Raw genomic sequence first — 26986 nt, 5'->3', positions numbered from 1 at the left:
GAACGGTCCGGCGGGGAGGATCCGGGGCACCGCGCTACCGGCGTTTCTTCCGGTCGTTGGCGTACTCCTTGGCGACCATCCAGGCGAACCGGGTGTTGGTGGACAGGTAGCGGGGGCCGAGGCGCACCGGCTCCTGGAGGAAGCGGTAGAGCCATTCCAGGCCGAGCCGCTGCATCGGCACCGGGGCCCGGCGCACCTTCCCGGCGAGCACGTCGAACGACCCGCCGACGCCGTGGACGACGCCGGCCTTGATGTCGTCGGCGTACCGGGCCAGGAAGATCTCCTTCTTGGGGGACGTCATGCCGAGGAACAGCAGGTCCGGCCGGGCCGCGCCGATCGCCGCGGCCACCCGCGGAGCGTCGTCGTCGGTGAAGTAGCCGTCCCTGCCCCCGGCGACGCGCAGGCCCGGATACTCGGCGCGCACCCGCTCCACGACCTTCTCCAGCACCTCGGGCCGGGCACCGAGGAAGTACGCCGAGTGGCCGCGCCGCGCGCCCTCCGCCATCAGGGAGGTGAACAGGTCGATGCCGGCGACCCGCTCGGGCAGCGGCCGGCCGAGCAGCCGGGACGCCCACACGATCGCCTGCCCGTCGGCCACCACCAGGTCGCACGAGGTCACCGAGTCGCGCAGCAGGGCGTCCTCGGCCATGCGCACGGCCTTGGCCGCGTTGACCACGCCGATGGTGAGGTTCTCACGGTTGTCCACCGCCGTGACGCACCGGGCGACCGCCTGCTCCATGGTGAGCGGGTCGAACGCCACCCCGACCAGCTCCCGCCGCGGCGCCGGCGGCGCGGCGCCGGTCACCGGACGTCCCTCGGCAGCGAGGACATCCACGCGTACAGCAGCCAGCCGAGCTCGTAGGGACGGCACTCGCGGTCCACGGTCATCGGCGGGTAGATGCGGTCGAGCACGCCGAGCCGGGCCCCCTGGTTGATCGCGGTGGCCACGGCACGGGCGCCGCGCACGATCTTCTTGGGGTCGTCCCTGGCGGCCTTGCGCCACGTCAGGTCGAGCTCCTCGACGATCAGCTCGTCCCCGACCTCGGGCCTGGACGTCATCCAGTGCAGCCCGAGCGCGATCTCCTTGAGGTACGCCGTGCCGCCCGCGTCCGCGAGGTCGAGCAGCGCCATGGGCCCCATGGAGAGCTGGTGCACGCTGTAGACGGGGTAACCCTCCACGACGCCGCCGGTGCGCGCGTCGTAGTGCCACCACCACTGGCCTTCCGGCCCCTGGGCGGCGCAGATGCCCTCGGCCACCCGCCCGGCGGCGCGCAGCGCGGTGGTGTCGCCGACGGCGGCGTGCAGGCGGGCGAGGGCCTGCAGCGGGTACACCTGGTCGGCGAAGCAGCCGACGTGCGCGCGGTACCACGAGGCCGGGCCGATGACGTGCCGGTACAGCCGGTCGTCGCCGAGTCCGCCGAGCAGACGGTCCCTGGCGTGCGAGAGCCACCGGTCGACGTCCGGGGTGCCGCCGGTGACGCGGTGAGCGGCGGCGAGCGCGGCGAGCGCCCAGGCGGCCTCCACGGTGTGCACCGGGTCGCCGGTCCGCGCGGCGCGCTCCAGCTCGGCCAGCCGGTCCAGCGCCCTCGGCAGGTCGCCGTGGCCGGTCTCGGCGGCGGCCCACGCGATGAGGGCCGCGTCGCCGAGGTTGGTGACGGACGGCAGGCCCTTGACGAGCCGCCCCACGAGGTCGTGCACGGTGTCCCCGGCCAGGGCGGCGCGCTGCGCGTCACCCGGCAGCGGGGCCACGCCGAGCGCGACGATGGCGCTGTAACGCACGCTGCGGCCCTCGGGCACGGCCGTCCAGCGGCCGTCCGGCCCCTGGCCGCCCCGGCGGGTGAAGACGAACTCCCCGCCCACGTACCCGGGCGGAAGCCCGCGGATCGCCAGATCGACCATGCGGTCCACCAGATCGGCCGCGGAGGGATCGACCGCGGCGAGCGCCCCGATCCGACCGTCGTGGCGAGTCATCGCCCACTCCCCCAACTTTGTCAGTGAGAATTCGGTTTCGTTGATCAACGAGCTGTCACGGCCTTCGAGCGGCATCCCAGCCTCCGGACCAGGTGTCCCTGGCCGCCCACAGCTCGGCCCAGTCGCCGCGGCGCGCCATCGGGCGCCCCTGACGCTCTGCGTCCACCCCGGCCGCGCGCCCGCTCATCGCTCCGCGCAGCCACACGCCGAACAGCAGGGCACGCGCGCCGGCGCCGCGCAGCCCGCGCGGGAAGTGGCGGCGCACCACGGTGGCCTTGCCGGTGAACAGCAGCACCAGCTTGCCCAGGCTGGACGACGACCGCCCGCCCTCGTGCACGAAGACGGCCCGGTCGGTCACCATGGGCCGGTAGCCGGCGGCCCGGGCGCGCAGGCACAGGTCGGCGTCCTCGCCGTACATGAAGATGCGGGTGTCGAAGCCGCCGGTCTCGTCCCACAGCCGCCGGTCCACCAGCATCATGGCGCCGGTGACGATGGGCACCCGCCGCTCGCCGCTCCACGTCACCGGGGACTCGGGGTCGAACAGCCGGTGGCCGGGGAACGCCGTGGAAAGACCGGTGGCGAAGCACACCACCGACCACGGGGTGGGCCTGCCCCACCAGGAGCGGGGGTCCACCTCGCCGTCACCGGTGACGCAGCATCCGCCGACGATGCCCGCGCGGGGGTTGCGCTCGGCGCAGTCCAGCAGCGCGGTGAAGGCGTCCGGCCGCACCTCGGCGTCGGGGTTCACGAAGACCAGGAAGCGGCCCTTGGCGACCTCGGCCCCGGCGGCGCAGCCGTCGGCGAAGCCGCCGTTGACGTCCCTGGCGACGAGGTTCGCCCAGGGGGCGGCCTCGCGGACCACCTCCACGGTGTCGTCGGGCGAGTCGTTGTCGACGACGATGACCTCGGCGTCCAGGCCCTCGGTGGCCCGGCGCGCGGCCTCCAGGCAGCGGGTGACGTAAGCCGCGCTGCGGTAGGTCAGGATGATCACGGACAGGTTCACCGGCGTGCCTTCCTGAGCAGGGGGACGGCGACGGCCAGCGCCGCGCACAGCGCGACGGCCATCACCTGGACGGCGGTCTCCGGCCCTTGGGCGGTCCACAACGCGCCGAAGGCCCACGAGGCGGCCATCAGGCCGAGAGCTTGCCCGGTCTGCACGACGGCCAGGCCGGTGGCGCGGCGCTCCTCGGGCAGCAGCGGGCCGGCCAGCGCGCTGATGACGCCGTCGGTGGCCGCGTACGCGAGGCCGCGCAGCAGCAGGACCGCGACCAGGGCGGCCGGGCCGGGCGGCAGCAGCACCAGCAGGTAGCAGGCCAGCAGGGCGGCGTACCCGCCGACCACGACGGTGGCACGGCCCACGCGGTCGGCCAGCCGCCCGAGGGGCATCGCTCCCACCAGGTACGCCGCGGCGACGCCCACCGGCAGCAAAGGGAGCCACCCGGCGTCGATGTCCATGCGCTGCTGCAGCATGAGGTAGAGGAACGAGTCGCTGATCGTGGCGAGCGACAGCGGCAGCGTGGCGAGCAGGACCCGACGGTAGGTGCGCTGCCGCAGCAACGCGCCGGTGCCGCGCAGCGTGACCTTCGGGCGGCCGCCCGCCGGGGACGCGCCGCTCGGCTCCCTGACGAACAGCACGAGCACCAGCACGCCGATCAGTGCCACGCAGAAGCTCACCACGAACACCGCGTCGTACGCGGCACCCGCCGCCACGACCACGGCGAAGGCGAGGATCGGCCCGAGCAGCGCGCCGGCGGTGTCCAGCGCCCGGTGCAGGCCGAAAGCCCGGCCCTGCGCCTCCGGCGGCGCGCTGAGGGAGATCATGGCGTCCCTCGGCGCGGTGCGCAGCCCCTTGCCGGTGCGGTCGAGACCGACGACCAGGCCGATCAGCGGCACCGAGCGGCCCGCGGCGAGGAAGCCGAGCTTGCAGACCGCCGACAGGCCGTACCCGAACCCGGCGACCAGCTTGCGCCGCCGGAACCGGTCGGCCACGTGCCCGCCCACCAGGCGCAGCACCGCCGTCGCCCCCGTGTACACGCCGTCGAGCAGGCCGAACAGCATGGGGCTGAGCTGGAGCTGGTAGATGAGGTACAGCGGCAGGACGGCCGTCACCATCTCCGAGGAGATGTCGGTGAACAGGCTGACCATGCCGAGCGCGACGACGTTCCCGGCGAGCACGCTCTTGGTGCGGCTGGTGCCAGGAGCTTTGCCGGGTGGCGCGCCGGGACGGCCGTTTCTCCCGGGCAGGCCGTCTCCCGGCGCGCCGGCCGGGGCTCCCTCACCCGCGGGGGACACCGTGGCGTCGGCCCCGCGGGTCTCCGACAGGTACATCAGGCAGGGCCTCCGGCCATCGACGGCCTCGCTGCCGGCCCCGCCGTCGCGTCTGCCGGCGGGCCCGCGGGCGCCACCACCGGCGGGCTCCCCGGCGCGACCACCGGCGGCCCCGCCGGCGCGACCGCTGACGGCCCGGCCGGCGCGCCGGCCCGCGGCCGCAGCGCCGGCCACGCCGCGTGGAGCGCGTCGCGCCAGTGGCGCATGGGGGCCAGGCCGGCCTCGGTCCAGCGGCCGTGGCCGAGCACGCCGTACGCGGGGCGGGCGGCAGGGCGGGGGAACGCGTCGCCGCCGACCGGGCGCACCCGGGCGGGGTCGGCGCCGAGCAGGGTGAAGACCTCGCGGGCGAGGTCGTACCACGTGGCGGAGCCGCCGCCGGTGCCGTGGTAGACGCCGGGGGCGGCGCCGGACCTGGCCAGCAGCACGAGCTGCGCGGCGAGGTCGCCGGCGTAGGTCGGCTGCCCCACCTGGTCGGCCACCGCGTCCACCGTCTCCCGCTCCGCCTCGAGCGCGATCATCGTGCTGACGAAGTCGCGGCGCGGCCCGCCGTACAACCAGGCGGTCCGCACCACGTAGCCGGTGCCGGGCAGGGTCTCCAGGACCGCGCGCTCGCCGGCGAGCTTGCCCCGGCCGTAGGCGCTGACCGGCGCGGGCGTCGCGTCCTCGGCGTACGGCGCGCGGGCCGTGCCGTCGAAGACGTAGTCGGTGGAGATGTGCACCAGGGTGGCGCCGAGCTCCGCGCACGCCTCGGCCAGGGTGCGCACCGCGTCCCCGTTGATCGCCGTGGCGCTCGCCTCGTCGGTCTCGGCGGCGTCCACGGCGGTCCACCCGGCGCAGTTCACCACCACGTCGGGCTTGTCGCGGCGGACGGCGTCACGCACCGCGGCGGCGTCGCACAGGTCGAGGCCCTCGCGGCCGTACGCGGTGACCTGCGGCCCCAAGGGGTCCGCGGCGAGCGCGGCGACCACGGCCCGGCCGAGCATCCCGTTCGCGCCGGTGACGAGCGGGCGGTTCACCGCTGACCCTTGAGCGGCTTCCACCAGGACGGGTTGTCGGTGTACCAGCGCACGGTGGACGCGAGGCCGTCGTCGAACCCGGTCATCGGGGTGTACCCAAGGGCGCGCAGCTTGCCGTCGTCCAGGGAGTACCGCCGGTCGTGGCCCTTGCGGTCGGTCACCCGCTCCACCATGTCCCAGCCGGCCCGCAGCTCGGCGAGGATGCGCTCGGTGAGCTCGACGTTGTCCATCTCGGCGGTGCCCGCGATGTGGTACACCTCGCCGGGCTCGCCGCGCTCGGCCACGAGCTGGATGGCGCGGCAGTGGTCCTCCACGTGCACCCAGTCGCGCACGTTGCCGCCGTCGCCGTACAGCGGGACCTTGCGGCCCTCCAGCAGGTTGGTGACGAACAGCGGCACGACCTTCTCGGGGTACTGGTACGGCCCGTAGTTGTTGCCGCACCGGGTGATCGACACCGGCAGCCCGTGGGTGACCGCGTAGGCCTGGGCGATCATGTCGCCGCCCGCCTTGGCCGCCGAGTACGGCGACCGCGGCCGCAGCGGGGCGTCCTCCGCCCACGAGCCCACGTCGATGGAGCCGTACACCTCGTCGGTGGACACCTGCACGACCTTGGACACACCCGCGTCCAGGCACGCCTGGAGCACCGCGTGCGTGCCGAGCACGTTGGTGCGCACGAAGTCGGCGGCGCCGTCGATGGACCGGTCGACGTGCGACTCGGCGGCGAAGTGCACCACCACGTCGTGGCCCGGCACGACGTCGGCCAGCAGCGCCCCGTCGCACACGTCGCCGTGCACGAACTCGTAGCGGCCCTCCACCGGCGCGAGGTTGGCGAGGTTGCCCGCGTACGTGAGCTTGTCGAGCACGGTCACCTTGGCCCCGGCGAACGCCGGATAACCGCCGGTCAGGACGGTGCGGACATAGTGCGACCCGATGAACCCGGCGCCGCCGGTCACAAGAAGCCTCATGAGCTGATCTGCACCTTGCTGTGATCGCCGAGCACCAGCCGATGGGCTCGCGGGGTGTTGGGAGCGGGCGTGACCTCGACGTCGTGCCCGATCAGGGACGCCTCGATACGGCGGACCCCGATGATTGACGCGCGGCGCAGCAGGATCGAGTACTCGATCTCGCTGTCCAGAATCTGACAACCTTCGGCGACCGAGGTGTACGGCCCGACGTAGGAGTCGCGCACCACCGCCCCGGCCCCGACGACCACCGGCCCGACCACGCGCGAGCGGGTCACCTCGGCGCCCGGCTCGACGACGACCCGCCCGATGATCTCGCACTCGTCGCCGATGGCGCCGACGAGCCGGCGCTCCAGGCCGTCCAGCACGATGCGGTTGACCTCCAGCATGTCGGTGACGTTGCCGGTGTCCTTCCAGTACCCGGAGATGACGGTCGACTCGACCCGCCGGTCGTCGTCGATGAGCCACTGGATCGCGTCGGTGATCTCCAGTTCGCCGCGCCACGACGGCTTGAGCGAGGCCACGGCCTCGTGCACCGCGGGGGTGAACAGGTAGACCCCGACCAGGGCGAGGTCGCTCTTCGGTACCGCGGGCTTCTCCTCCAGCCCGACGACCTGCCCGCCGGCGTCCAGCTCGGCCACGCCGAACTGCCGGGGGTCGGGCACGCGGGTGAGCATGATCTGCGCGGCCGGGCGCTCGGCACGGAAGCGGTCCACCAGCGGCTCGATGCCGCCGACGATGAAGTTGTCGCCGAGGTACATCACGAAGTCGTCGTCGCCGAGGTACTCCCGGGCGATCAGCACCGCGTGGGCCAGCCCGAGCGGCGCCTCCTGCCGGAGGTAGGTGACGTCGAGACCGAACGCCGAGCCGTCGCCGACCGCGGCCTCGATCTCCTCGTGGGTGTCGCCGACCACCATGCCGACCTCGCGCACCCCGGCCGCCGCGATGGCTTCGAGGCCGTAGAACAGCACGGGCTTGTTCGCGACGGGTACCAGTTGCTTGGCGGAGGTGTGGGTGATCGGTCGCAGCCGTGTGCCGGCTCCGCCGGCGAGCACGAGTGCCTTCACTAGTAGGCCCCTCCCCCGTGGACGACGGCCGACCACGTCTTCCACAGAATTTGCAGGTCAAGTATGAGGGACCAGTTCTCGACGTAGCGAAGGTCGAGACGGACGGACTCCTCCCAGGTCAGATCGGAGCGCCCGCTCACCTGCCACAGGCCCGTCATGCCCGGTTTGACGACCAGGCGGCGGCGCACGTCCGTGCCGTACTGCGCGACCTCGTCGGGCAGCGGAGGACGCGGCCCGACGAGCGACATCTCGCCGCGCAGGACGTTGAGCAGCTGCGGCAGCTCGTCGAGCGAGTACCGCCGCAGGAATCCGCCGACCTTGGTGATTCTTGGATCGTTCCGCATCTTGAACAACACGCCGTCAAACTCGTTGTCATCCAGCAGGTCCAGCCGCAGTTTCTCGGCGTTCTGGACCATGGTGCGGAACTTGAAGACCCGGAACGTGCGCCCGTCGCGGCCCACCCGGGTCTGGGTGAACAGCGCGGGGCCCTCGCTGGTGGCCCGGATCAGCACCGCGATGAGCAGCATGGGAATCGCCAGCACGGCCAGCGCCGCGGTCGCCACGAGCCGGTCGAACAGGCTCTTGACCACCTGGCGGGTGCCGTCGAACTCCGGGTGCTCCACGTGCAGCAGCGGCATGCCGGCGACCGGGCGGATGCTGGTGCGCGGCCCGGCGACGTCCATGAGCGCCGGGGCGACGAACAGCTCGGTGCCCTTGGTCTCGATGCTCCAGGCCAGGCGGCGCAACGCGGCGCCGTCCAGCTCGGGGCAGGCGAGCACGGCCACCGCGTCCGCGCTGACCTTGTCGGCGACGGTGGCGACGTCGGCGAAGTCGCCGTAGACGGGCACGCCGTCGATGTCGAGGCCGTTGCCGGGGAACTGGCCGGGCGGCAGGCACGCCGCCACGACCCGCATGCCGTGGTAGGGCTGGCGCCGGAACTGCATCACGAGGTCGAGCACGGCGGTGCGGTGGCCGACGGCCACCACGCGGCGCAGGTACTCGCCCTCGATCCGCCGCCGGTGCAGCCGCTTGCGCATGCGGTAGCGGAACACCAGCGTCAGCACGGTCGCCAGCGGCAGCATCGCCATGACGTAGCTGCGCGCGATCATCGTCTGGGTGGCGTAGGCGCCGATGGCCACGGCCGCCGTCACGCCCACTCCGCCGTCGAAGACGGCCCTGAACTCCTCGCTGCCTTCGCCGTGGCTCTTCTCTCGGTAGACCCCGGCGAGGGCCATGGCGAGCGGCCACGCCAGCGCCAGGCCGAAGCCGAAGAGCAACTCCGACCACGGGATGAAGGCCCCCACCCAGAGCCTGAATCCCATGACGACCTCACAGGCGATCAAGGCGCACGCCATGTCACCCGCTAACAGTGCCCGCATATAGGAGCGCGTCCAGATGCTGGACGCCTTCAGCGGGCTCGCGTCGAGGGGCGTGACGACACGCTCCTCCAGCCCCACCCTCATGCCCACCCCTACCCTGCTCCTGCGTCATCGTGCAGATAACAGACGGCTGTTGCGTCACTTTGGTTGTCACGCTCCTCCGTAACAACACGAGCACGGGTACCCGTTCAAATACTAAAGATCATTACTAACCAACGAAATAGCTGGGCAATGGCCACATTCGGCCTAGAACCGGGGGGAGGGCCACCCTTGACGGAACGGTCCAAACCTGTGTAGCAAACGCGTCCCCGTTACATTCACACCATGTCTGGCATACATGTGCGGCGCTCCGGGGCGGTCACCACGGTGGTCATCGACCGCCCCGAGGTCCGCAACGCCGTGGACGGGCCGGCGGCCGCCGCGCTCGCCGCGGCCTTCCGGGAGTTCGAGGCGTCCGACGCGTCGGTCGCCGTGTTGTGGGGCGACGGCGGCACCTTCTGCTCCGGCGCCGACCTGCACGCGATCGGCACCGAGCGCGGCAACCGGACCGCCGAGGACGGCGACGGGCCGATGGGGCCGACCAGGATGCGGCTGAGCAAGCCGGTGATCGCCGCGGTCGAGGGGTACGCGGTGGCGGGCGGGCTGGAGCTCGCCATCTGGTGCGACCTGCGGGTGGCGGCGCGGGACGCCACGTTCGGGGTGTTCTGCCGCCGCTTCGGCGTGCCGCTCATCGACGGCGGCACGGTGCGGCTGCCGCGGCTGGTGGGCGCCGGGCGGGCCATGGACATGATCCTCACCGGCCGGGCCGTCGGCGCCGAGGAGGCCCTTGCCATCGGGCTGGCCGACCGGGTGGTGCCGCCCGGGCAGGCCAGGGAGGCCGCCGAGAAGCTGGCGGCCGAGTTGGCCGCGCTGCCGCAGGAGTGCCTGCGCGGCGACCGGATGTCGGCGCTGGAACAGGAGGGCCTGCCGCTGGAGGACGCCCTGCGTGGCGAGTTCCGGCACGGCGTGGAGTCGCTGCGCGCGGCGGCGGACGGGGTGGACCGCTTCCGCTCCGGCGCCGGACGGCACGGCGGGCCGGCGTCCTAGCCCCGTTTTCCGCACATCGCCCTCGACGACCTGCACGGATCACTCACCGCACCGAATATCACAGCACACCTGACCAGGGACATTCGGGCTCGTGCGGAAAACAGGGCTAGCGTCCCTGCGCGCGGACCGGCCGCGCCCCTGGGATCAGTCGTATTCGAGGTCCGGCAGCGGGGACGGCGGATCGGGGCTGCGCCAGACGACGACGTAACTGGAGTTCGCGGTCAGGAACGCCTCGCTGAGCCGGTCCAGGTCGAACTCCGGCAGGTAACGGAGCCTGGCCAGAAAGGTCGCGTCGGTGGCGGAGCGCGGCACCACGCAGCCCTGCCCGTCCCGGTCGAGAAGGACGATCAGGATGTCGGATTCGGTGACGCCCCCGACACGCACCTCGACGACGTCCTCCCACGCCAACGCCTCGACGCTGCCGTCGGCGTAGTGGCGGGTGACGCCTTCTTCGGTGACGTAGACATAGGAATCCGGCACAGAGTTGCCGTGCATGGGCGCGATTGTGACGACTCCCGAGCCATCCGTGCAAGGGAAGTGGCTAATCAGCGCCCCAGGTGTGATCCAAATGGGCCGCCATCGCGCGGCGCGCCACCTCGGCGGGACCGGTGGCGATGGCCCGCAGCAGCCCGAGATGCTCGGCGACCAGCCGTTCCCTGTCCTGGTAGACGGTGCGCAACCGCACGAGGCCGAGCCGGGTCTCGGCGGCCAGCGTGCCGTACAGCCGTTCGAGCCGTGGGCTGCCCACGGCGACGACGAGCGCCTCGTGCAGGGCCATGTGCTCGGCCACGACGTCGGCCCACGGCGCGTCAGGCGGCAGGGCGGCCATGCGCGACAACGCGCGGTCCGCCGCCGGCACCCGGCTGCCGGCGAGCTTGGCGGCCATCAGGTTCTCCAGGGGCCGCCGCACGAACATCAGGTCCGCGAGGTCCTCCAGGGTGACCTCGGGCACGTGCGCGCTGCGGTTGGGCTCACGCCGCAGCAGCCCCTCGTGCACGAGGACGGCCAGGGCCTCGCGGACGGTGGGGCGGGCGACGCCGTACCGGCCGGACAGCTCCTGTTCCGGCAGCGCGGTGCCGGGGGCGATCTCGCCGGAGAGCACCCGCCGGCGCAGCTCGGCGGCCAGGGCGTCGACCGTGGAGACAGGGCGGAGCTTCACGCCGACGATTCTGCCTCTCCCCGCGCCTGGGACGGTACCGGGACCCGCGGGACGGCCCGTCCGGGGACGGCCACCAGCACCAGGGCGGCGCCGAGCAGCACGAGGCCCGCCCACGAGACCGGCGCGAGCCGCTCGTGCAGGAGCAGCACACCGAGCAGCGCGGCCACCGCGGGCTCGGCCAGGGTGAGGGTCGCGGCGCGGGCCACCGGCGTGGCGCGCAGCCCCCGGCCGTACAGGTGGGCGGCGAGGGCGGTGGTGGCGCAGCCGAGGTAGACGGCGGCGAGCAGGCCGGGCGGCTCGGCGAGCCAGCCGGTGCCCCGCCACAGCAGCACCGGCAGCATGATCACGGCCGCGCCGCCGAACAGCACCCCCATCACCGCGCCGGACGGCGCCCCGGCCGTGATAGACCCCGCGGCGACGACGGCGTAGAAGGCATAAAGGAGTCCGCCCGTCAGCGCGAGCAGCACGCCGAGGGGGTCGCCGCCGACCGCCTGGCCGCCCGAGACCAGGACGGCGCACCCGGCGACGGCGGCGGCCGTGGCGAGGGTCCAGCGGCGGCCGGGCCGCGCGCGGTCCCTGAGCCACGTGAGGAGCCCGGTGAAGACGGGGCCGCTGCCGATGGCCACCACGGTCGCGATCGCCACGCCGGTGCGCCCGACCGCGGCGAAGTAGCACAACTGGTACGCCGCGGCCGCGGCGGCCGAGGCGATCATCGGCGCGGGCCGGGACCGGATCACGGCGGCGACGCTCGCGAGGCCGGCGAGCACGGCCACCACGGTGCCGCCGACGACGAGGCGGGCGGCGGCGAGCGCGACGGGGTCGGCCGTCCCGCCGAGGGCGAGGGTCCCGGCGGTGCCCGCGGTTCCCCACAACACGGCGGCGGCCACGACGGCGGCCGCGCCCGACGGGGTTCCACGCGCGGGGAGAGGCGCGACGGTAGGCACGGTTGTCATGACATGGATTGTCTGACAACTAGACAGTACGCGCTACCGGTTAAGTTGGAGTTCCTACGTAAAAGGAGCCGTTTCGTTGCTTCGGGGCACTACCTCCGCACGATTCCCATTGGTAATGTTTCGCCACCGATAACCCGCGTGTAACGATCCGGTTCCCCTGCGAGGTCACATGGGCGGGCAGAGAAGATCCATCAAGTTCAAGATCCTGGCCCTGGTACTGGTTCCACTGGTCTCCCTCATCGGGATCTGGGCGTTCGCCGCGACGATCACCACACAGGACGGACTGCGGCTCCTGCGGATCAGAACGGTCTACGACAACGTGATCAACCCGGCACGGGCGGTCACCGCGAACATCCAACAGGAGCGCTATTTATCCTTGCTCTACCTCGGGTCCAGCTCCGCCGACCGCAGTGAGCTGGACGAGCAGCGGGCCAAGACCGACCGCTCCCGGGCGACTCTGGAGCGCCTGGCGCTGGCGGACAACGTCCGCGCGGTCACCGCTCCCCCGCTGCTCGCGGCCGTCACCGACTTCGTCACCGTCACCCGGCGGCTCCCCGACATCCGCGCGCGTGTCGACACACGCAGCTTCACCCGCATGCTGGCGCTGGACGCTTACCGGCTCATGTCGGACGCGGTGACCCGCATCTACGACAAGAACCAGATCTCCGACGACCCCTCGCTCAGCGAGCCGACCCGTGCCCTCACGCTGCTCGCCCGCAGCCGTGAGCTGATGAACGAGCAGGCCAGCCTGCTGGCCGCCGTCGTCGGCCTCGGCGCCATGACCGCCGAGGAGAAGACGCTGTTCACCTCGATGGTGACCAAGCGGCGCCTGCTGTACGACATGGGCTTCCAGCTCCTGGACCAGGAGCTGCGCCGGCCCTACCTCGTGCTGCAGAACTCTTCGGCGTACACGCGGTACGCCTCCATCGAGGACTCCGTCAACAACGAGGTGCGGCCCGGCCGGCCGCTGCCCGGCTCGTCCGCGACGTGGGGATCCACGATCCAGAGCCTCAACATCACGTTCGACAAGCAGGCGGGCATCGCCTCCCAGCAGGTCGCGGACCGCGCCGCCGGCATCGCCGGCAAGACGTTGTGGCAGGTCGGCATCGTGGCCCTGCTCGGCCTTGTCGGCATCGGCCTGTCGCTGTACGTCTGCGTGCGCCTCGGCCGCCGCCTCACCGCCGAGCTGGTCGGGCTGCAGCGCGCCGCGCTGGAGCTGGCGCACCGGAAACTGCCCGGGGTCGTCCAGCGGCTGCGGCGCGGCGAGGACGTCGACGTGGCCGCGGAGACGCCGCCGATCACCGCGAGCGGCACGGAGGAGATCGAGAACCTCGGACGGGCGTTCACCTCTGTGCAGACCACCGCGATCGAGGCCGCCGTCGGGCAGGCCGAGATCCGCAAGGGCGTCGGCAAGGTGTTCCTCAACCTGGCGCGGCGCAACCAGTCGCTGCTGCACCGGCAGCTCACCATGCTGGACTCCCTGGAGCAGCGGGTGTCGGAGCCCGACCTGCTCGAGGACCTCTTCGGCATCGACCACCTCACCACGCGCATGCGGCGGCACGCCGAGGGCCTGATCATCATGTCGGGGGCCCAGCCCGGCCGCGGCTGGCGCAACCCGGTGGCCCTCTACGACGTCGTGCGTGCGGCCGTGGAGGAGGTCGAGGACTACCTGCGGGTCCACATCACCATCCCGGAGAACATGGCGCTGAGCGGCGCCGCCACCACGGACGTCATCCACCTGCTGGCCGAGCTGGTCGAGAACGCCACGATCTTCTCCCCGCCGCACACCCATGTGGAGGTCCGCGGCGAGGCGGTGGCCAGGGGATTCGTCATCGAGATCGAGGACCGTGGCCTCGGGCTGACCCACGAGGAGATGGCCGAGATCAACCAGCGGCTGTCCGACCCGCCGGAGTTCGACCTCGCCGACAGCGACCGGCTCGGGTTGTTCGTCGTGGGACGTCTCGCGGCCCGGCGCGGCATCCGCGTGTCCCTGCGCGCCTCGCCGTACGGCGGGAGCACGGCGATCGTCCTGATCCCCGAGGAGCTGGTGACCCCGATCCCCTCGGGCGGCTCGCAGGGCGGGCACTACACCGTGGAGCAGATCACCGCGCTGGAGGCGGGCACGGGCCCCGGCGAGGGGAGCCGGCAGGCGGACCGCGAGGGGTACGTGCCCGCGCACCGCGCACCGGTGGCCGAGATCTCCGACGGCTTCTCCGAGAGCGAGATCCTGACCGTAGGGGACGACGCCGCCGAAAGGTCAGGGAACGGGCGCCGTGCCGGGCTGCCGCACCGGGTGCGCCAGGCGAGCCTCGCACCCCAGTTGCGGGAGTCGGCGAAGAAGGCCGCCGCCGAGCGCCGCGCGGCCGAGGGCCTCGAGGAACGGCCGCCGGAGGTGCTGCAACCGTCGCCGGACATGTTCTCCTCGTTCCGGGCCGGCTGGCAGCGCGCGCGTGACGGGGAGGGGGACGTTTCATGAGCGACGGAGAGCGCTGGCTCGACGAGGACGCCGGGCCTCTCGTCCGTCCCTACACCGTCACCCGGGGCCGCACCCGGCCGACCGGCCCGGCGTTCGACATGGTGGCGCTCGTGAGCGCCGTCCCCGGGGCACGGCCGCGCCCCGGGCTCGGGCCCGAGCACATGCGGCTCCTGCGCATGTGCGCCGAGCCGACCTCGGTGGTCGACCTGGCCTCCGACAGCGGCCTGCCGCTGACGGTGACCCGCGTGCTGCTCGGCGACCTGCGCGACCAGAACCTCGTCACGGTGCGGCCGCCCGCCGGCGTGTCGTCCCTGCCGCAGGAGCGCATTCTGCGGGAGGTGATCCAGGGCCTTCGCGCCTTGTGATCCGTCTCCCGGTCGTGGGGGTACCCGGTCCTGACCGGGTACCCCCACGGCTTTTCCGTCACCCCTGCCCGCAAGGGCTCCGCGGGCTCCGAGGTCAGGGGTCGAGTGGTCCCAGGTAAAGCTTTCGTACCCATTTGGGTGGTATGGGTAGCGAAATGGGTACTTATCCCGTTACTTGGTATTAACCGATCGAGGCATACTCGACGTGTTGGCAAAGCTCAACAGGCGCGAGAAAGATCAGATACGAAGGTAACTGCCATGTGTCACCACGAACCTCAGTGCCCATCCGCGGACGCCGTCGACCACGAAGCGGCCTGCATGGTGGCGTTCCACCCCGAGCAGGGCTGGGGCCTGCTGTGCAACGGCGTGGTCGTTTTCGAGGACACAGGCGAGCTCATGCCGGACGGGCGCAGCGTCCCCATCCACCGGGCGCCCCACAAGCGCTCATACGGACAGGCGGCATGACGATGACGGTCACCACGCCGATGATCCGGGTGCAGGTCGGCGGCCAGAACCGGCCCGTGCGGCCCGTGCGGTCGGCATGGCGCGACGGGACACGGGCCTCCTGGGTGCTCGCGCCCGAGCCCACCACGGTCCCGCGCATCCGCAAGCGGGTGCGACGGCAGCTCGCCGAGTGGGGCGTGCCGGCGTGCGGCGACGTGGTCGAACTGCTGGTGAGCGAAGCAGTGACCAACGCGATGCGCCACGCGTGGGGTGCGGTGCTGACGCTCTCGGTGGAGAACGGCGTGTGCCGCTGCGAGATCCGTGACACCAACCCCGCCATGCCGTCCATCTGCCACGCCCACGACGGTGACGAGGGCGGCCGCGGCATGTACCTGATGGAAGCGCTTTCCGACCACTGGGGCACCTATCCCGTCCCCACCGGCAAAGTCGTGTGGTTCGAGGTCGCCTCACCCACCCTGTCACCGGCCGCCCGCGATGCCTGACACGCCGCCCCCCCCCCCCCCCCCCCCCCCGCACAGCACCCCCGCGCCCGCGCCCGTGCCCCGCCACCGCGAGCTCCGCCTCCGCCGCGCCCGCCGCCGCCCCACTGACGACGCCTACGACCCCCGCACCCCGTCGGGCCGCGTCCTGCCGTACTGATCCCCGCGCCACCCGCTTCCCGCCCCCGGTGCTCGGCGCCGCCGCTTCCCGCGCCACCTGCTTCCGCGCCACCCGGCTCCCGCGCCACCCGGCTCCCGCGCCACCCGGCTCCCGCGCCACCCGCTTCCGCGCCACCCGGCTCCCGCGCCACCCGCTTCCGCGCCACCCGGCTCCCGCGCCACCCGGCTCCCGCGCCACCCGCTTCCGCGCCACCCGGCTCCCGCGCCACCCGCTTCCGCGCCACCCGGCTCCCGCGCCACCCGCTTCCGCGCCACCCGGCTCCCGCGCCACCCGCTTCCGCGCCACCCGGCTCCCGCGTCGCCTGCTTCCCGCGCGGCTCTCTCGGTGTCCGCTTCCCGCGCCGCCCTACCGATCGTCCCGCGCCTTGTGGTCCTCCGGGGTGCGGTTTTCCTGGACCCAGGCGGCGATGTGGCCGCGGGAGTGGACGTTCAGTTTGCTCATGATGTGCTCGATGTGGCCCTCCGCGGTGCGCTGGGAGATGACCAGGGCCGCGGCGATCTCCTTGTTGCTCAGGCCGCGGGCCACCAGTTCCGCGATCTCGGTCTCCCTGCGGGTCAGGGGGGACGGGTGTGCGGCGGGGGCGGACGGCAGGTCCCGCTCGCCCAGGGCGTAGGACAGGATCTCCTCGAGCGGGAGCCGCGCGCCCTCGTCGGCGGCGCGGGTCAGGCCGGCGGGGCCGATGGCCGTCCGGATCCGGGTGGTGCACTCGTCGTGGAACTCGGCGAGGTGGCCGAAGCCCGACAGGGGCATGCCGGGGGTGCGCCGGATGGCGCGCAGCGCGCCGAGCATCCGGGCCGCGCGGAGGGCGTCCCCGTCGGACGCCGCGGCCCAGGCCAGCACTTCGAGGGCGATCCTGATGCCGAACCAGTCGTTCAGGGGGCCGGTGATCCGCAGGCTGTCGCGGGCCAGGGCCACCGCCCGCGCCGCGTCACCCCGCCGCCACACCTCGACGGCCAGCGCCATCAGCGCGTACGCCCGGTGCCAGCCCTCGCCGTGCGCCACGCAGATCGCGATCGACTCCTCGGCGGCGGCGACGGCCTGCGCCGACTCCCCCTCCTCCGAGAACGCGAGGCACAACCGGTTCAGCGTGAGCGCCGTCCGGCAGTCGTTCCCGGCGGACCGATGGCCGGCCAGCGCCTCGTGGTACAGCTTCTTCGCCGACTCGGGGTCCCCGTCGTCCATGGCCACCATGCCGGAATACAGCACGACGTCGGCCAGTACGTCGTCAAGGCCGAGCCGCTCGGCCAGGCTCCGGCTCTCCATGAGCATCGCGAGGGCTTCGGCCTTCTCCCCGTGGAAGATCGCGAGCCAGGCGTTGCCCGCCAGGGCGCGGGCCCGCAGCGGCGTCGGCTCGGTGGCCGCCGCGAGCGCCTGGTCCAGCCACTGGCGCCCTTCGCGCACGTGGCTGCTGGTCTTCCAGTGGTACAGCAGGTCGATGGCCATGCGCAGGCAGACCGCCGCCTCGGCGGGGCGGTCCAGCGAGAAGCGCATGGCGGTCCGCACGTTGGCGTGTTCCAGCCTCATCCGGGTCAGCAGCTCGAGCTGGGCGCCGCTGAACAGCCGGGCATGGAAGTCCGCGGCCATCTCCGCGTAGTAGTCGCGGTGCCGCAGGGCCAGCCGCTCCTGGTCGCCCTGGGCGGCGAGCCGCTCGGCGCCGTACTCCCTGATGCTGTCGAGCAGGCGGTACCGCACGCCGCCGGGGTGCTCCTCGCGCAGCAGCACCGACTTCTCGACCAGCCCGATGACGAGATCCAGGACCTCCTCGCGGGCGATGCCGTCCCCGGGGCAGACGGCTTCGGCGGCCTCCAGGTCGAGGCTGCCCTCGAAGACCGAGGCCCGGGCCCAGAACAGCCGCTCCGGCTCGGTGCACAACTCGTACGACCAGTCGATCAGCGCCCGCAGCGTCCTGTGGCGTTCGCTGACCGCGGTGGAGCCCGCGGTGAGCAGGCGGAACCGGTCGTCGAGGCGATCGAGGAGCTGTTGCACGGACAGGGCACGCAGCCGGACCGCCGCCAGCTCGATCACCAGCGGGACACCGTCCAGGCGGCGGCAGATGCGCACGACGGCGTCGCGGTTCTCGTCGGTGACGGCGAACCCCGGCACGACGGCCGCGGCGCGTTCGGCGAACAACCGGATGGCGTCCACCCGGGCCAGCGACCCGGTGGACAGGGGCGGGTGGTCGTGGTCGGGGAGCGGCAGGGGCGGCACCGAGAGGATCTGCTCGCCGGCGATGCCGAGGGCCTGGCGGCTGGTCACCATGACCTGCAGGTCGGGGACGCTGGCCAGCAGGTCGTGCAGCAGGACGGCGCACTCGCGCACCCGGTGCTCGCAGTTGTCCAGGACCAGCAGGGCCCGCCGGTCCCTGAGGTACTCGATGACCGAATCCAGGGGCGAGCGTGCCGGGTCCTCCTGGATGTGCAGCGCGTCCGCCACGCTCTGCGGCAGCAGCCCGCACCCGTCACTCGCGCCGAGCTCCACGAACCAGACCCCGCCCGGGTAGGTCCGCCTCACCTCCGCCGCCACCCTGGTCGCCAGCCGCGTCTTGCCCACACCGCCCGCGCCCACCAGGGTGACCAGCCGCGACGTGGACAACATCGCCCGGACGTCGGCCATCTCGCGCCGCCGCCCGACGAAACTCGTCACCTCGGCGGGCATCCCCCGCGCCCGCCGCCGTTCCCCCGTCATAGGTGGCATCGCTTCCCCACTGCCCGGCCCGGCTCACCCCCCCGCGACCCGGCGACCGGCCTGACACGGCGCCTTCCCGGCCACCGCACGGCCCGCCCGGTGCGACCGGCCCGATCGGCCGCACCCATGAAGGCTCGAACCCGGCACAGCCCTCTATGCCCACCCTCCGTCGGCAGCACCGCGGGGGACGCACCGATCCCCCCATCCGACCGCAAAACTTCGGTCATCTTCTGCCCAACAACCGGCCCGGCGCCCCACCCCGGCCGGGCGGCCGTCCCTCGACCCAAGGTGTGGCGCACCGGACGGGACGGCCTCAGCCCACGTCCAGGGAGCCGTCCTCGTGGAAGGGGAAGGCGCCCCACGCGATCTCCCACAGATAACCGTCCGGGTCGGTGAAGTAGCCGCCGTAACCACCCCAGGAGGTGTCGGCCGCCGGTTTCACGATCTCGGCCCCCGCGCGGGCCGCGAGCTCCAGCACCTCGTCGACCTGGTGACGTTCCCGGACGTTGTGCGCGATGGTGATCCCGGTGAACTTCGAACGCGGCACTTCCCAGCCGGGCCCGACGTCACCGGCGAGGTCGGAGTAGGGGTACAGCGCCAGCACCACACCGGAGGTGCGGAAGAACACCACCCCCTCCTCCGGCTTCCGGCTCGTGGGCAGCCCGAGCCCGTCCCGGTAGAACTCGTAGGACCGGTGAAGATCGGCCACACCCAGCGTGATCAGCGAGATCCGAGGTTCCATGTTTCCGAGTATGGCCACCCCCACCGACATGTCCGCTCATGAACGAGCCCCGACAAGTGCGGCCGCCCCCCAACCGGCGGTACGGCACGTGAGCGGGCGGGCCCGAGCGACTGCGGCCGTCCCCAGTGGCGGTACCGCACGTGGGGCGGGCAGTCCCAGAAGGCGGAGGCCGGGGGGTGCGGCGGCTGGGGAGGCGGCGTCAGGGGGCGTTCGGGGCGACCTTCTCGGGGGCGCCGGCGTAGACGACCATCCAGTGGGGCTCCAGGCGGTAGTAGACGACGCCGTCCCAGTCGCCGGGGGACTCGCCGGGGGAGTCGCCGTAGTGGGCGGCGAGGTGGGCCTTCACCGAGGCCCAGCCGGGGTCGGGCGGGGCGTCCTGGGGGTTGAGGACGTGGGCGGTGCCGTGGGTGAAGACGCCGATCTCCTCGCCGCGCATGTACGCGGCGCTGACCGCGGGGCGGGCGCTGATGTGGCGGGCCTTGGCCGCGGTGACGGAGGTACCGAAGATCCACTTGCCGTGCAGGAAGTGGCCGTCCACGCCGCTGATCCTCGGCTCGCCACTCGCCGTCACGGTGGAGAGGGCCAGCGTGCACATGCCGGTGAGGACCTCGGTGAGCCGCCGCGCCGGCAGAGTGCGCTCGCCGGGCGTGACGATGGACCTCAGGTGGGCGGTCGAGCGCGCCAGCGAGGCGTCGAGCAGGGCCTGGAGCTGGTCGAGCTCCGCTTCGGTCTCAAACATGCCCCATACTCTGACGCACGCCACCGACAGTTCCGGGCCGTCAGCGCAGATCGCGCGGGACGGCGGCGCGCCCGGAGTGGGCGGACAGGAGCCAGACGGCGGGCAGCACCACCAGGACGGCGGTCGCGACGCCCAGCATGGCGTAGGAGCCTGCGGCGACGACCACCCCGGCGACCACGGTGCCGGTGGCGCCGCAGACGTTCATCAGCAGGTCGGACAGGCCCTGCGCCGAGGGGCGGTGGTCGATGGCGACCGACTCGCTGAGCAGCGCGGAGCCCGCCACGAGGCCGCAGGACCACCCGGTGCCGAGCAGGAACAACCCCAGGCTGAGGAGGGCGACGTCGCGCGGCCCCGCGGAGGCGGCGAGCGCGGCGGCGAGCAGGAGCTGGAACAGCCCGACGACCAGCACGGGGATGGCGCCGGCGCGGTCGGCGAGCCAGCCGACCAGCGGGGAGAAGACGTACATGCCGGCGATGTGCGCGCTCAGGACGACGCCGATGATCGACAGGCCGATGCCGCCGTGGTCCAGGTGCACCGGCGTCATCGACATGATCGACACCATGGCGGTGTGGCTCACCGCGATCGCCACCAGCGCCCGCCGCGCGTCCGGCGTCTCCCGCACCACCCGCCACGACCCCCGCAACGTCCGCTTCGGCCCGGCCGCCCCACCGCCGGAGCCGCCGTCAGGGGTGCCGGAGTCCCCGGGTGTGCCGCGGGCCACGAGCAGCGGGTCGGGGCGCAGTCCGGCGACCACGATCAGGGCGGCGAGGGCGAACGTGACGGCGGCCAGGGCGAACGGGCCCTCCTCGCCGCCGAATCCGAGTGCGACGGCGGCGTCCTCGGCCGGGTCGGCGAGGTTGGGACCCGTCACCGAGCCGATCGTCGCGGCCCAGACCACCAGGGACAGGTGCCGCCCGGCGTGCCCCGGCGGGGACAGGTCCGTCGCGGAGTACCGCGCGGCGAGGTTGCCCGCGCTGGCCCCGCCGAACAGCACCAGCCCCACGAGCAGCAGCGGCCACGACCGCAGGGCGATCGCGCCCACGCAGATCAGGCACCCGATCACCGCCAGCCCGTACGCGAGCAGCAACCCGGCCCGCCGCCCCGACCGCCCCGCCACCTGCGCCGCGGGAATCGCCAGCAGCGCGGCGCCGAGCACCGTCGCCGTCCCCGCGAACCCGCTGATCGCCACCGACCCCGAGATGTCCGCCACCACGAGCGAGCTGAGCGCCGCCCCGGTCGCCACCCCGATCCCCCCGGCGATCTGCGCCGCCGACAACACCCCCAGCGTCCGCCGCTGCAGCCGCCGCAGGTCCGGCCGGTCGTTCCTGTGGGTCGCGGCAGCGGTTTGCCCGGATTGTGGAGTCACGAGTGAAGTGTGCCATCACTCCTGTCCTCGACCCCACCGAGTTTCACCGCTCGTTGCCGGACACCGGCCGCGAGCGTCCTCGGTGAGGCCCGCCGCCCCATGAACGAAGATGGAGAGCGCGCCAGTCCCAGCGAAGTGGGAGGTACCCCCGGTGATCCACCACGTGCAGCTCAGTTGTCCCCCCGGCAGCGAGCCCGCGCTCCGCGCCTTCTACCAGGGCGTGCTCGGGCTGGCCGAGATCCCCAAACCTCCCGTGCTCGCCGCGCGCGGCGGCTGCTGGTTCCGCGGCCACGGCATCGAGTTGCACCTCGGCGTCGAGGAGGACTTCCGCCCCGCCCGGAAAGCCCACCCGGGCCTCCTCGTCCGGGACCTCGACGACTGGGCACGCCGCCTCACCGAGGCCGGCTACCCCGTCACCTACGCCGACGAGATCCCCGGTCTGCGCCGTTTCCACTCGGAGGACTGCCACGGCAACCGCTTGGAGTTCATCGAGCCCGTCTCCAGTCGCTAGCGGCCGGGTACGCCCCGGGTGTCACGGCACATCTGGGGGCGGCAGTGCAGACCTTCCTCCCATATCCAGATTTCAGGCTCACCGCCCGGGTGCTGGACCCGAGGCGGCTCGGCAAGCAGCGGGCCGAGGTGATCCAGGTACTGCGGGCGCTGACCGTGCCGGGTTACGGCTGGCGGCACCACCCGGCGGCGCGGATGTGGGCCGGGTACGAGGAGGCCCTGGTCAGATACGGCCTGGAGATCTGCCGGCGGTGGTGCGCGGCGGGCCGGGCGGACACGTGCGCGGAGACGTTGCGGCGGGAGCTGGCGGAACGCTGCGGCGTCGCCGAGCCCCGGTCCCAGCCGTCGCTGGGGGCGGCCGCCGAGCTGCCTCCCTGGCTCGGTGACGAGGCCCTCCACCGCAGTCACCGGTCCGCGCTGCTGCGCAAGGCCCCGGAGTTCTACCGCCCCCTCTTCGGTGACGAGCCAGACGACCTGCCCTATCTCTGGCCCTCCTCGGGCCGCCCACCGGCCTGCCCGCCCGGCTGAATCTTTCAATGGGTTGTCCGGGGGTGGATGACCGTTATCCGGCTTCCGGACGACGTTTCCCGAGGTTCCGCGCCGATTGGGTCATGCCGCCGTGCCCTATTCACGGGTTATCCGCTCACCACAGGAGGTGAGCGGCGGCGGCGTCCTGTACACGTTCGCGAAACATGCCGAACCTTGAACACACCGACGTCCGGCAGTGGGAGACCTGGTGGGCGGGGCAGCGGCCGTCGTACGGGGACGGCTGAACAACGGTCTCACTGATCACGGAGATGATTGTCCATGGGGCATGCTCAGACTCGGGTACCGCACAAGGTCCTCACGATCGTCATGGCGGCGCTGGTCGCCGCGGCAGGGCTGGTGCTCGGCACCTCGGGACGGGCCGACGCCGCGGTGGCCTGCGAGGTCACCTACACCACCACCACCTGGGGATCGGGCTCGGGCGGCTTCACGGCGTCCATCGCGGTCAAGAACACCGGTGACCCCCTGTCGAGCTGGACGCTGGCCTTCACCTTCCCGGGCAGCCAGCGGCTCACCCAGGGCTGGTCGGCGAACTGGACCCAGAACGGCCAGCGGGTCACCGCGACGAGCCAGACCTGGAGCGGGCAGGTCGCGACCGGCGGGTCCTTCACCGTCGGCTTCAACGGCACCTGGACGGGGAGCAACCCGCCCCCGACGGACTTCGAGATCAACGGCGTGCCGTGCCGGGTCATCCTGGTCCCGAGCCCCACACCGACGCCGACCCCGACCCCGCCCGCGCTGCGCATCATCGTCAGCCCCACGTCGGTGAACGTCCCCGAGGGCGGCCGGGCGAGCGTGCAGATGCGGCTCAGCGCACGGCCCACCCGCGACATCATCGTCGGCACCGCCCGCGTCCAGGGCGACACCGACCTCGTGGGCAGCCCTCCGCTGACCTTCACCCCGGACAACTGGGACGTCCCGCAGAACTTCGTCGTGACCGCCGCCGAGGACTCCGACCGGACGAACGGCCAGGCCACGTTCGACACCCGCAGCAGCCAGATCACCGGCAGCAGCGCCGTGCTGTGGAGCGCCACCGAGGTCGACAACGACGGCCCCGACGTCGACCCCGCCGCCCCTGCGCATCATCGTCAGCCCGGCGTCGCTGACCGTGCCGGAGGGCGGCCGGGCCAGCGTGCAGATGCGGCTCAGCGCGCGGCCCTCCCGCGACACCATCGTCGGCACCGCCCGCGTCCAGGGCGACACCGACCTCGTGGGCAGCACTCCGCTGACCTTCACCCCGGACAACTGGGACGTCCCGCAGAACTTCGTGGTGACCGCCGCCGAGGACTCCGACACCGACAGCGGCCGTGCCACGTTCGACTCGCGCAGCAGCCAGATATCGGGCAGCAGCGCCGTGTTGTGGACGGCCGTCGAACAGGACAACGACACCACTCCCGGCGTGCCGGTGGACAACCCGTTCGCCGGGGTGTCCGGCTACGTCAACCCGGACTGGACGGCCAACGTCGAAAGCTCCGCCGTGACGGCCGGCGGCACCGCGGCCGAGCGCATGCGGCGCCTGAAGACGGTCCCCACGGCGGTCTGGCTGGACCGCATCGCCAAGGTCACCGGCGGCTCGGGCGTGACGCGCAACCTTGAGGCGCACCTGGACGCCGCCGTGGCCCAGGGCGCCGGCTACGTCACGCTGGTGCTGTACAACCTGCCGGACAAGGACTGCCTGTCGCTGGTGTCGCCCGCCGAGCTGCACGCCCAAGAGAACGGCCTGAACCGGTACAAGACCGAGTTCATCGATCCGATCGTCTCCGTCATCTCCCAGGCCAAGTACGCCGGGCTGCGCATCGCCACGGTCGTGGAGCCCCGCTCGCTCGCCAGCCTGATCACCGGGGTCCACTACATCTCCTGCGAGCAGGTGGTGCAGTCCGGCGCCTACCTGTCCGGCCTCCGTTACGCCCTGGACCGGCTGGCCCCGCTGCCCAACGTCTACACCTACCTCGACGCCGGGCACGCCGGGTGGATCGGCTGGGACGCCAACTTCGCCGCGATGGCCTCGTTGATCACGGACGTCGTGCGGGGCACCACGCAGGGGGCGGCGAGCCTGGACGGCATCGCGACCAACGTCGCCGACTACATCCCCACCGAGGAGCCGTACCTGCCGGACCCGTACCTCATGATCGGCGGCGCCCCGGTCCGCTCGGCCACCTTCTACGAGTGGAACCCCTACTTCGACGAGCGGGACTACGCGACGGCGATGCGCAACGCCCTCATCCAGCGGGGCCTGTCCAGCACCATCGGCGCCGTGATCGACACCTCGCGCAACGGCTGGGGCGGCCCTGACCGGCCTGGCTCGGGCGGGGGCGGCGAGGGCGGCGACAACCTGAACGACTACGTCGACCGCAGCCGCCTCGACCGGCGCCCGTACCGGTTCAGCTGGTGCAACCAGAAGGGCGCGGGCATCGGGGCCCGGCCGGTCGCGAGCCCGTTCTCCGGCGTGGACGCCCTGCTGTGGATCAAGCCGCCGGGTGAGTCGGACGGCGCGGGCGGCCCCCTCATGCCGCCGGGGTCGAGCCGGCTCGTGGACCGCATGTGCGACCCGTACGAGAACAACCGGTTCAACCCGAGCGTGCCGACCAACGCCCTGCCGAACGCGCCGATGTACGGCGACTGGCACCACGACCAGTTCGCCATGCTGGTGGAGAACGCCTTCCCCGCCCCCTGACCCCCGCGGCCAGACGCCCGGCCGCGAGCTCCGGAGAGGAACCCCATGGGAACCGGGAACAGCCGCTCCCGCTGGTACCGCGCGCTGACCGTGCCGGTGGTGCTCGCCCTCGCCGCCACCGGCCTGTTCGCCGCGCAGGGCACCGCGTCGGCCGCCGCGTCGTGCGAGGTCACCTCCACCGTGCGGGAGTGGGGCGTCGGCTCGGGCGGCTTCGTCGCCGACCTGACGGTGAGGAACACCGGCGACCCGGTCTGGGGCTGGACGGTGGCCTTCACCTTCCCGGGTCCCTTGGGGAGCCAGATGCTCCTCCAGGGCTGGAACGCGTTGTGGCAGCAGTCCGGCACCCAGGTGACCGCGCGGAGCCAGCCTCCCTTCCACGCCCTGCCCACCGGCGGTGTCCGCACGCTGGGCTTCCACGCCACATGGCAGGGCGCCAACCCGCGCCCGGCGGTCATCACCCTCAACGGCGTGGCCTGCCGCCTCCCGGCCACCCCCACACCCACACCCACACCCACACCCACACCCACACCCACACCCACACCCACACCCACGCCGACCGCGGGTACCCCCGCCAACCCGTTCCTCGTCGGGCGCGGCTACGTCAACCCCGACTGGGCGGCCAACGTCGCCGCGTCCGCCACCACGGCGGGGGGCGACGCCGCGCGGCGCATGCGGGCCGTGGAGAACACCCCGACCGCCGTATGGCTGGACCGCATCGCCAAGGTGACCGGCGGCCCCGGCGTCACCCGCACGCTGGTGGACCACCTGGAGGGCGCGCTGGCGCAGCAGGCGTCGTACGCCACCTTCGTGCTGTACGACCTGCCGTACCGCGACTGCACCAGCCCCGCGGGCGGGGGCGAACTCGCCTCACCCACCGGGCTCGGCAGGTACCGGGCCGAGTTCATCGACCCGATACGCGAGATCCTCGCCCGGCCGCGCTACCAGGGCCTGCGCGTCGCCTTCGTCGTCGAGCCGCGCTCGCTGGCCTCCCTGGCTGTCGCGCCCTTCCAGCCGACCGCGATGTGCCAGACCGCCGAGGCGAGCGGGGTGTACACCGACGGCATCCGGTACGCCCTCAACACCCTTGGCGCGCTCCCCAACGCCTACCTCTACCTTGACGCCGGGGTCTCCCATTGGACCGGTTACGACACGATCTTCCCGGGTCTCGCCGACCGGATCACCACCACCGTGCGCGGCGCCGCGGCGGGGCTGTCCGCCGTGGATGGCTTCGCCACCAACGTCGCCGACTACGTGCCGATCGAGGAGGTCTTCCTGCCCGACCCCTACCGCCTGGTGGGCGGGAACCCGGTGTACACCAGCAGGTACTTCGACCGGAACCCGGTGTTCGACGAGCGCGACCACGCCGCGGGCCTGCGCAACGCCATGATCAGCCGCGGCTTCCCTTCCGCGATCGGCATCGTCGTGGACACCTCGCGCAACGGGTGGGGCGGGCCCGGCCGGCCGGGGGCGGTCTCCACGTCGGCCCAGCTCGACACCTACGTGGACGAGAGCCGGATCGACCGCCGCTCCTACCACCACAACTTCTGCAACCAGACCGGCGCCGGCCTCGGCGAGCGCCCGCGGCCCGCGCCGGTGAGCGGCGTCCACGCCTACCTGTGGATCAAACCGCCCGGCGAGTCCGACGGTGTCAGCCGGCCGCCCATCATGGACGAGGACGACCCGAACGCCCGCTACGACGTGATGTGCGACCCCACGAGGTACGGCCGCGTCGACCAGGACGAGCCCACCGGCGCCCTGCCCGACGCCCCGCACACCGGCCGCTGGCACCACGCGCAGTTCGCCATGCTGGTCGCCAACGCGTTCCCGGCCCTGTGAC

Annotated in this window: 24 protein-coding genes and 1 pseudogene; 10 read left to right on the top strand and 15 right to left on the bottom strand. The window is 72.8% G+C overall.

All coding sequences use genetic code 11. From position 1 onward, the window contains the following. Positions 1–34: 34 nt before the first annotated feature. From ABGB17_RS02325 to ABGB17_RS02290, 8 genes are read right to left on the bottom strand one after another with little or no spacing between them, the layout of a single operon-like run. A complete protein-coding gene (locus ABGB17_RS02325; protein ID WP_347626012.1) occupies positions 35–835 on the bottom strand; it encodes a WecB/TagA/CpsF family glycosyltransferase in 801 nt (266 codons plus the stop codon). Next, positions 802–1971, bottom strand: a complete 1170-nt coding sequence (locus ABGB17_RS02320) for a hypothetical protein (protein WP_347626011.1) — start codon at positions 1969–1971, stop codon at positions 802–804. Before ABGB17_RS02320 ends, ABGB17_RS02325 begins: the two co-directional genes overlap by 34 nt. 55 nt (positions 1972–2026) lie before the next feature. Further along, on the bottom strand, positions 2027–2974 hold the full coding sequence (locus ABGB17_RS02315) for a glycosyltransferase family 2 protein (protein ID WP_347626010.1): 948 nt from the start codon (positions 2972–2974) through the stop codon (positions 2027–2029). Continuing rightward, positions 2971–4299 carry an MFS transporter gene (locus tag ABGB17_RS02310; protein ID WP_347626009.1) on the bottom strand — a complete coding sequence of 443 codons (1329 nt, stop codon included), beginning with the start codon at positions 4297–4299 and terminating at the stop codon, positions 2971–2973. Before ABGB17_RS02310 ends, ABGB17_RS02315 begins: the two co-directional genes overlap by 4 nt. Next, entirely contained in the window at positions 4299–5315 is a 1017-nt protein-coding gene (gene rfbD / locus ABGB17_RS02305) for a dTDP-4-dehydrorhamnose reductase (protein WP_347626008.1), read from the bottom strand. Before rfbD ends, ABGB17_RS02310 begins: the two co-directional genes overlap by 1 nt. After that, positions 5312–6280: a dTDP-glucose 4,6-dehydratase gene (rfbB, locus tag ABGB17_RS02300; RefSeq protein WP_347626007.1), complete on the bottom strand. Its 969-nt coding sequence runs from the start codon at positions 6278–6280 to the stop codon at positions 5312–5314. The genes rfbD and rfbB overlap by 4 nt, the downstream gene beginning before the upstream one ends. Beyond that, positions 6277–7344 carry a glucose-1-phosphate thymidylyltransferase gene (locus ABGB17_RS02295; RefSeq protein WP_347626006.1) on the bottom strand — a complete coding sequence of 356 codons (1068 nt, stop codon included), beginning with the start codon at positions 7342–7344 and terminating at the stop codon, positions 6277–6279. Before ABGB17_RS02295 ends, rfbB begins: the two co-directional genes overlap by 4 nt. After that, positions 7344–8807: a sugar transferase gene (locus tag ABGB17_RS02290; protein WP_347626005.1), complete on the bottom strand. Its 1464-nt coding sequence runs from the start codon at positions 8805–8807 to the stop codon at positions 7344–7346. The genes ABGB17_RS02295 and ABGB17_RS02290 overlap by 1 nt, the downstream gene beginning before the upstream one ends. A gap of 240 nt (positions 8808–9047) precedes the next feature. Between ABGB17_RS02290 and ABGB17_RS02285 the strand changes: the two genes are divergently transcribed. Then, positions 9048–9809 (top strand): crotonase/enoyl-CoA hydratase family protein, encoded by a 762-nt coding sequence (locus ABGB17_RS02285; RefSeq protein ID WP_347626004.1) that lies wholly within the window; start codon positions 9048–9050, stop codon positions 9807–9809. 144 nt (positions 9810–9953) lie between these two features. Here the strand turns inward: ABGB17_RS02285 and ABGB17_RS02280 are convergent, their stop codons facing one another. Genes ABGB17_RS02280 through ABGB17_RS02270 form a run of 3 tightly spaced genes read right to left on the bottom strand, consistent with a single transcriptional unit; the run spans position 9954 to position 11921 of the window. Next, complete coding sequence (locus ABGB17_RS02280) at positions 9954–10304, bottom strand: hypothetical protein (protein WP_347626003.1); 351 nt, start codon at positions 10302–10304, stop codon at positions 9954–9956. Between the two features lie 46 nt (positions 10305–10350). After that, on the bottom strand, positions 10351–10968 hold the full coding sequence (locus ABGB17_RS02275; RefSeq protein ID WP_347626002.1) for a GntR family transcriptional regulator: 618 nt from the start codon (positions 10966–10968) through the stop codon (positions 10351–10353). After that, positions 10965–11921: an EamA family transporter gene (locus tag ABGB17_RS02270; protein WP_347626001.1), complete on the bottom strand. Its 957-nt coding sequence runs from the start codon at positions 11919–11921 to the stop codon at positions 10965–10967. Before ABGB17_RS02270 ends, ABGB17_RS02275 begins: the two co-directional genes overlap by 4 nt. A 169-nt stretch (positions 11922–12090) precedes the next feature. Here ABGB17_RS02270 and ABGB17_RS02265 point away from each other — a divergent pair, with 169 nt between their 5' ends. The 4 genes from ABGB17_RS02265 to ABGB17_RS02250 all read left to right on the top strand — a co-directional run bounded on the left by ABGB17_RS02265 (position 12091) and on the right by ABGB17_RS02250 (position 15709). Continuing rightward, a complete protein-coding gene (locus ABGB17_RS02265; protein WP_347626000.1) occupies positions 12091–14397 on the top strand; it encodes a nitrate- and nitrite sensing domain-containing protein in 2307 nt (768 codons plus the stop codon). Continuing rightward, complete coding sequence (locus tag ABGB17_RS02260) at positions 14394–14762, top strand: DUF742 domain-containing protein (RefSeq protein WP_347625999.1); 369 nt, start codon at positions 14394–14396, stop codon at positions 14760–14762. The genes ABGB17_RS02265 and ABGB17_RS02260 overlap by 4 nt, the downstream gene beginning before the upstream one ends. 258 nt (positions 14763–15020) lie before the next feature. Continuing rightward, entirely contained in the window at positions 15021–15227 is a 207-nt protein-coding gene (locus ABGB17_RS02255) for a DUF5999 family protein (protein ID WP_347625998.1), read from the top strand. Beyond that, complete coding sequence (locus tag ABGB17_RS02250) at positions 15224–15709, top strand: ATP-binding protein (protein ID WP_347625997.1); 486 nt, start codon at positions 15224–15226, stop codon at positions 15707–15709. The genes ABGB17_RS02255 and ABGB17_RS02250 overlap by 4 nt, the downstream gene beginning before the upstream one ends. Before the next feature lie 523 nt (positions 15710–16232). Here ABGB17_RS02250 and ABGB17_RS02245 read toward each other — a convergent pair. The 4 genes from ABGB17_RS02245 to ABGB17_RS02230 all read right to left on the bottom strand — a co-directional run bounded on the left by ABGB17_RS02245 (position 16233) and on the right by ABGB17_RS02230 (position 21419). Continuing rightward, positions 16233–18581, bottom strand: coding sequence for a LuxR C-terminal-related transcriptional regulator (locus ABGB17_RS02245; protein WP_347625996.1), 2349 nt, complete (start codon positions 18579–18581; stop codon positions 16233–16235). 304 nt (positions 18582–18885) lie between these two features. Beyond that, positions 18886–19314, bottom strand: a complete 429-nt coding sequence (locus ABGB17_RS02240) for a VOC family protein (RefSeq protein WP_347625995.1) — start codon at positions 19312–19314, stop codon at positions 18886–18888. 199 nt (positions 19315–19513) lie between these two features. Next, on the bottom strand, positions 19514–20053 hold the full coding sequence (locus ABGB17_RS02235; RefSeq protein ID WP_347625994.1) for a pyridoxamine 5'-phosphate oxidase family protein: 540 nt from the start codon (positions 20051–20053) through the stop codon (positions 19514–19516). Between the two features lie 40 nt (positions 20054–20093). Next, positions 20094–21419 (bottom strand): MFS transporter, encoded by a 1326-nt coding sequence (locus ABGB17_RS02230; RefSeq protein WP_347625993.1) that lies wholly within the window; start codon positions 21417–21419, stop codon positions 20094–20096. 151 nt (positions 21420–21570) lie between these two features. Here ABGB17_RS02230 and ABGB17_RS02225 point away from each other — a divergent pair, with 151 nt between their 5' ends. The 5 genes and pseudogenes from ABGB17_RS02225 (at position 21571) to ABGB17_RS02205 (ending at position 26985) form a co-directional block, all read left to right on the top strand. Next, on the top strand, positions 21571–21930 hold the full coding sequence (locus ABGB17_RS02225; protein ID WP_347625992.1) for a VOC family protein: 360 nt from the start codon (positions 21571–21573) through the stop codon (positions 21928–21930). A 44-nt stretch (positions 21931–21974) separates the two neighbouring features. Further along, on the top strand, positions 21975–22457 hold the full coding sequence (locus tag ABGB17_RS02220) for an MSMEG_6728 family protein (protein ID WP_347625991.1): 483 nt from the start codon (positions 21975–21977) through the stop codon (positions 22455–22457). A gap of 279 nt (positions 22458–22736) precedes the next feature. Continuing rightward, a pseudogene (locus ABGB17_RS02215) lies at positions 22737–23099 on the top strand (cellulose binding domain-containing protein); the annotation flags it as partial. Positions 23100–23613: 514 nt separating this feature from the next. Beyond that, positions 23614–25149 (top strand): glycoside hydrolase family 6 protein, encoded by a 1536-nt coding sequence (locus ABGB17_RS02210; RefSeq protein WP_347625990.1) that lies wholly within the window; start codon positions 23614–23616, stop codon positions 25147–25149. 45 nt (positions 25150–25194) lie between these two features. Further along, on the top strand, positions 25195–26985 hold the full coding sequence (locus ABGB17_RS02205; protein WP_347625989.1) for a glycoside hydrolase family 6 protein: 1791 nt from the start codon (positions 25195–25197) through the stop codon (positions 26983–26985). Position 26986: the final 1 nt, after the last annotated feature.

The organism is Sphaerisporangium sp. B11E5 (genome assembly GCF_039871875.1).
Lineage (GTDB): Bacteria > Actinomycetota > Actinomycetes > Streptosporangiales > Streptosporangiaceae > Sphaerisporangium.
Note: the sequence above shows the minus strand (reverse complement) of the source record. Positions and strands in the feature narration are given on the sequence as shown.

Bases quoted from the DNA above. Each gene is read 5' to 3' on its own strand.
- ABGB17_RS02235 (WP_347625994.1), bottom strand. From the start codon at position 20,053: ATGTTTGAGACCGAAGCGGAGCTCGACCAGCTCCAGGCCCTGCTCGAC.
- ABGB17_RS02270 (WP_347626001.1), bottom strand. From the start codon at position 11,921: ATGACAACCGTGCCTACCGTCGCGCCTCTCCCCGCGCGTGGAACCCCG.
- ABGB17_RS02265 (WP_347626000.1), top strand. From the start codon at position 12,091: ATGGGCGGGCAGAGAAGATCCATCAAGTTCAAGATCCTGGCCCTGGTA.
- ABGB17_RS02280 (WP_347626003.1), bottom strand. From the start codon at position 10,304: ATGCACGGCAACTCTGTGCCGGATTCCTATGTCTACGTCACCGAAGAA.
- ABGB17_RS02260 (WP_347625999.1), top strand. From the start codon at position 14,394: ATGAGCGACGGAGAGCGCTGGCTCGACGAGGACGCCGGGCCTCTCGTC.
- ABGB17_RS02255 (WP_347625998.1), top strand. From the start codon at position 15,021: ATGTGTCACCACGAACCTCAGTGCCCATCCGCGGACGCCGTCGACCAC.
- ABGB17_RS02250 (WP_347625997.1), top strand. From the start codon at position 15,224: ATGACGATGACGGTCACCACGCCGATGATCCGGGTGCAGGTCGGCGGC.
- ABGB17_RS02240 (WP_347625995.1), bottom strand. From the start codon at position 19,314: ATGGAACCTCGGATCTCGCTGATCACGCTGGGTGTGGCCGATCTTCAC.
- ABGB17_RS02245 (WP_347625996.1), bottom strand. From the start codon at position 18,581: ATGCCACCTATGACGGGGGAACGGCGGCGGGCGCGGGGGATGCCCGCC.
- ABGB17_RS02285 (WP_347626004.1), top strand. From the start codon at position 9,048: ATGTCTGGCATACATGTGCGGCGCTCCGGGGCGGTCACCACGGTGGTC.
- ABGB17_RS02310 (WP_347626009.1), bottom strand. From the start codon at position 4,299: ATGTACCTGTCGGAGACCCGCGGGGCCGACGCCACGGTGTCCCCCGCG.
- rfbB (WP_347626007.1), bottom strand. From the start codon at position 6,280: ATGAGGCTTCTTGTGACCGGCGGCGCCGGGTTCATCGGGTCGCACTAT.
- ABGB17_RS02205 (WP_347625989.1), top strand. From the start codon at position 25,195: ATGGGAACCGGGAACAGCCGCTCCCGCTGGTACCGCGCGCTGACCGTG.
- ABGB17_RS02210 (WP_347625990.1), top strand. From the start codon at position 23,614: ATGCGGCTCAGCGCGCGGCCCTCCCGCGACACCATCGTCGGCACCGCC.
- ABGB17_RS02320 (WP_347626011.1), bottom strand. From the start codon at position 1,971: ATGACTCGCCACGACGGTCGGATCGGGGCGCTCGCCGCGGTCGATCCC.
- ABGB17_RS02290 (WP_347626005.1), bottom strand. From the start codon at position 8,807: ATGAGGGTGGGGCTGGAGGAGCGTGTCGTCACGCCCCTCGACGCGAGC.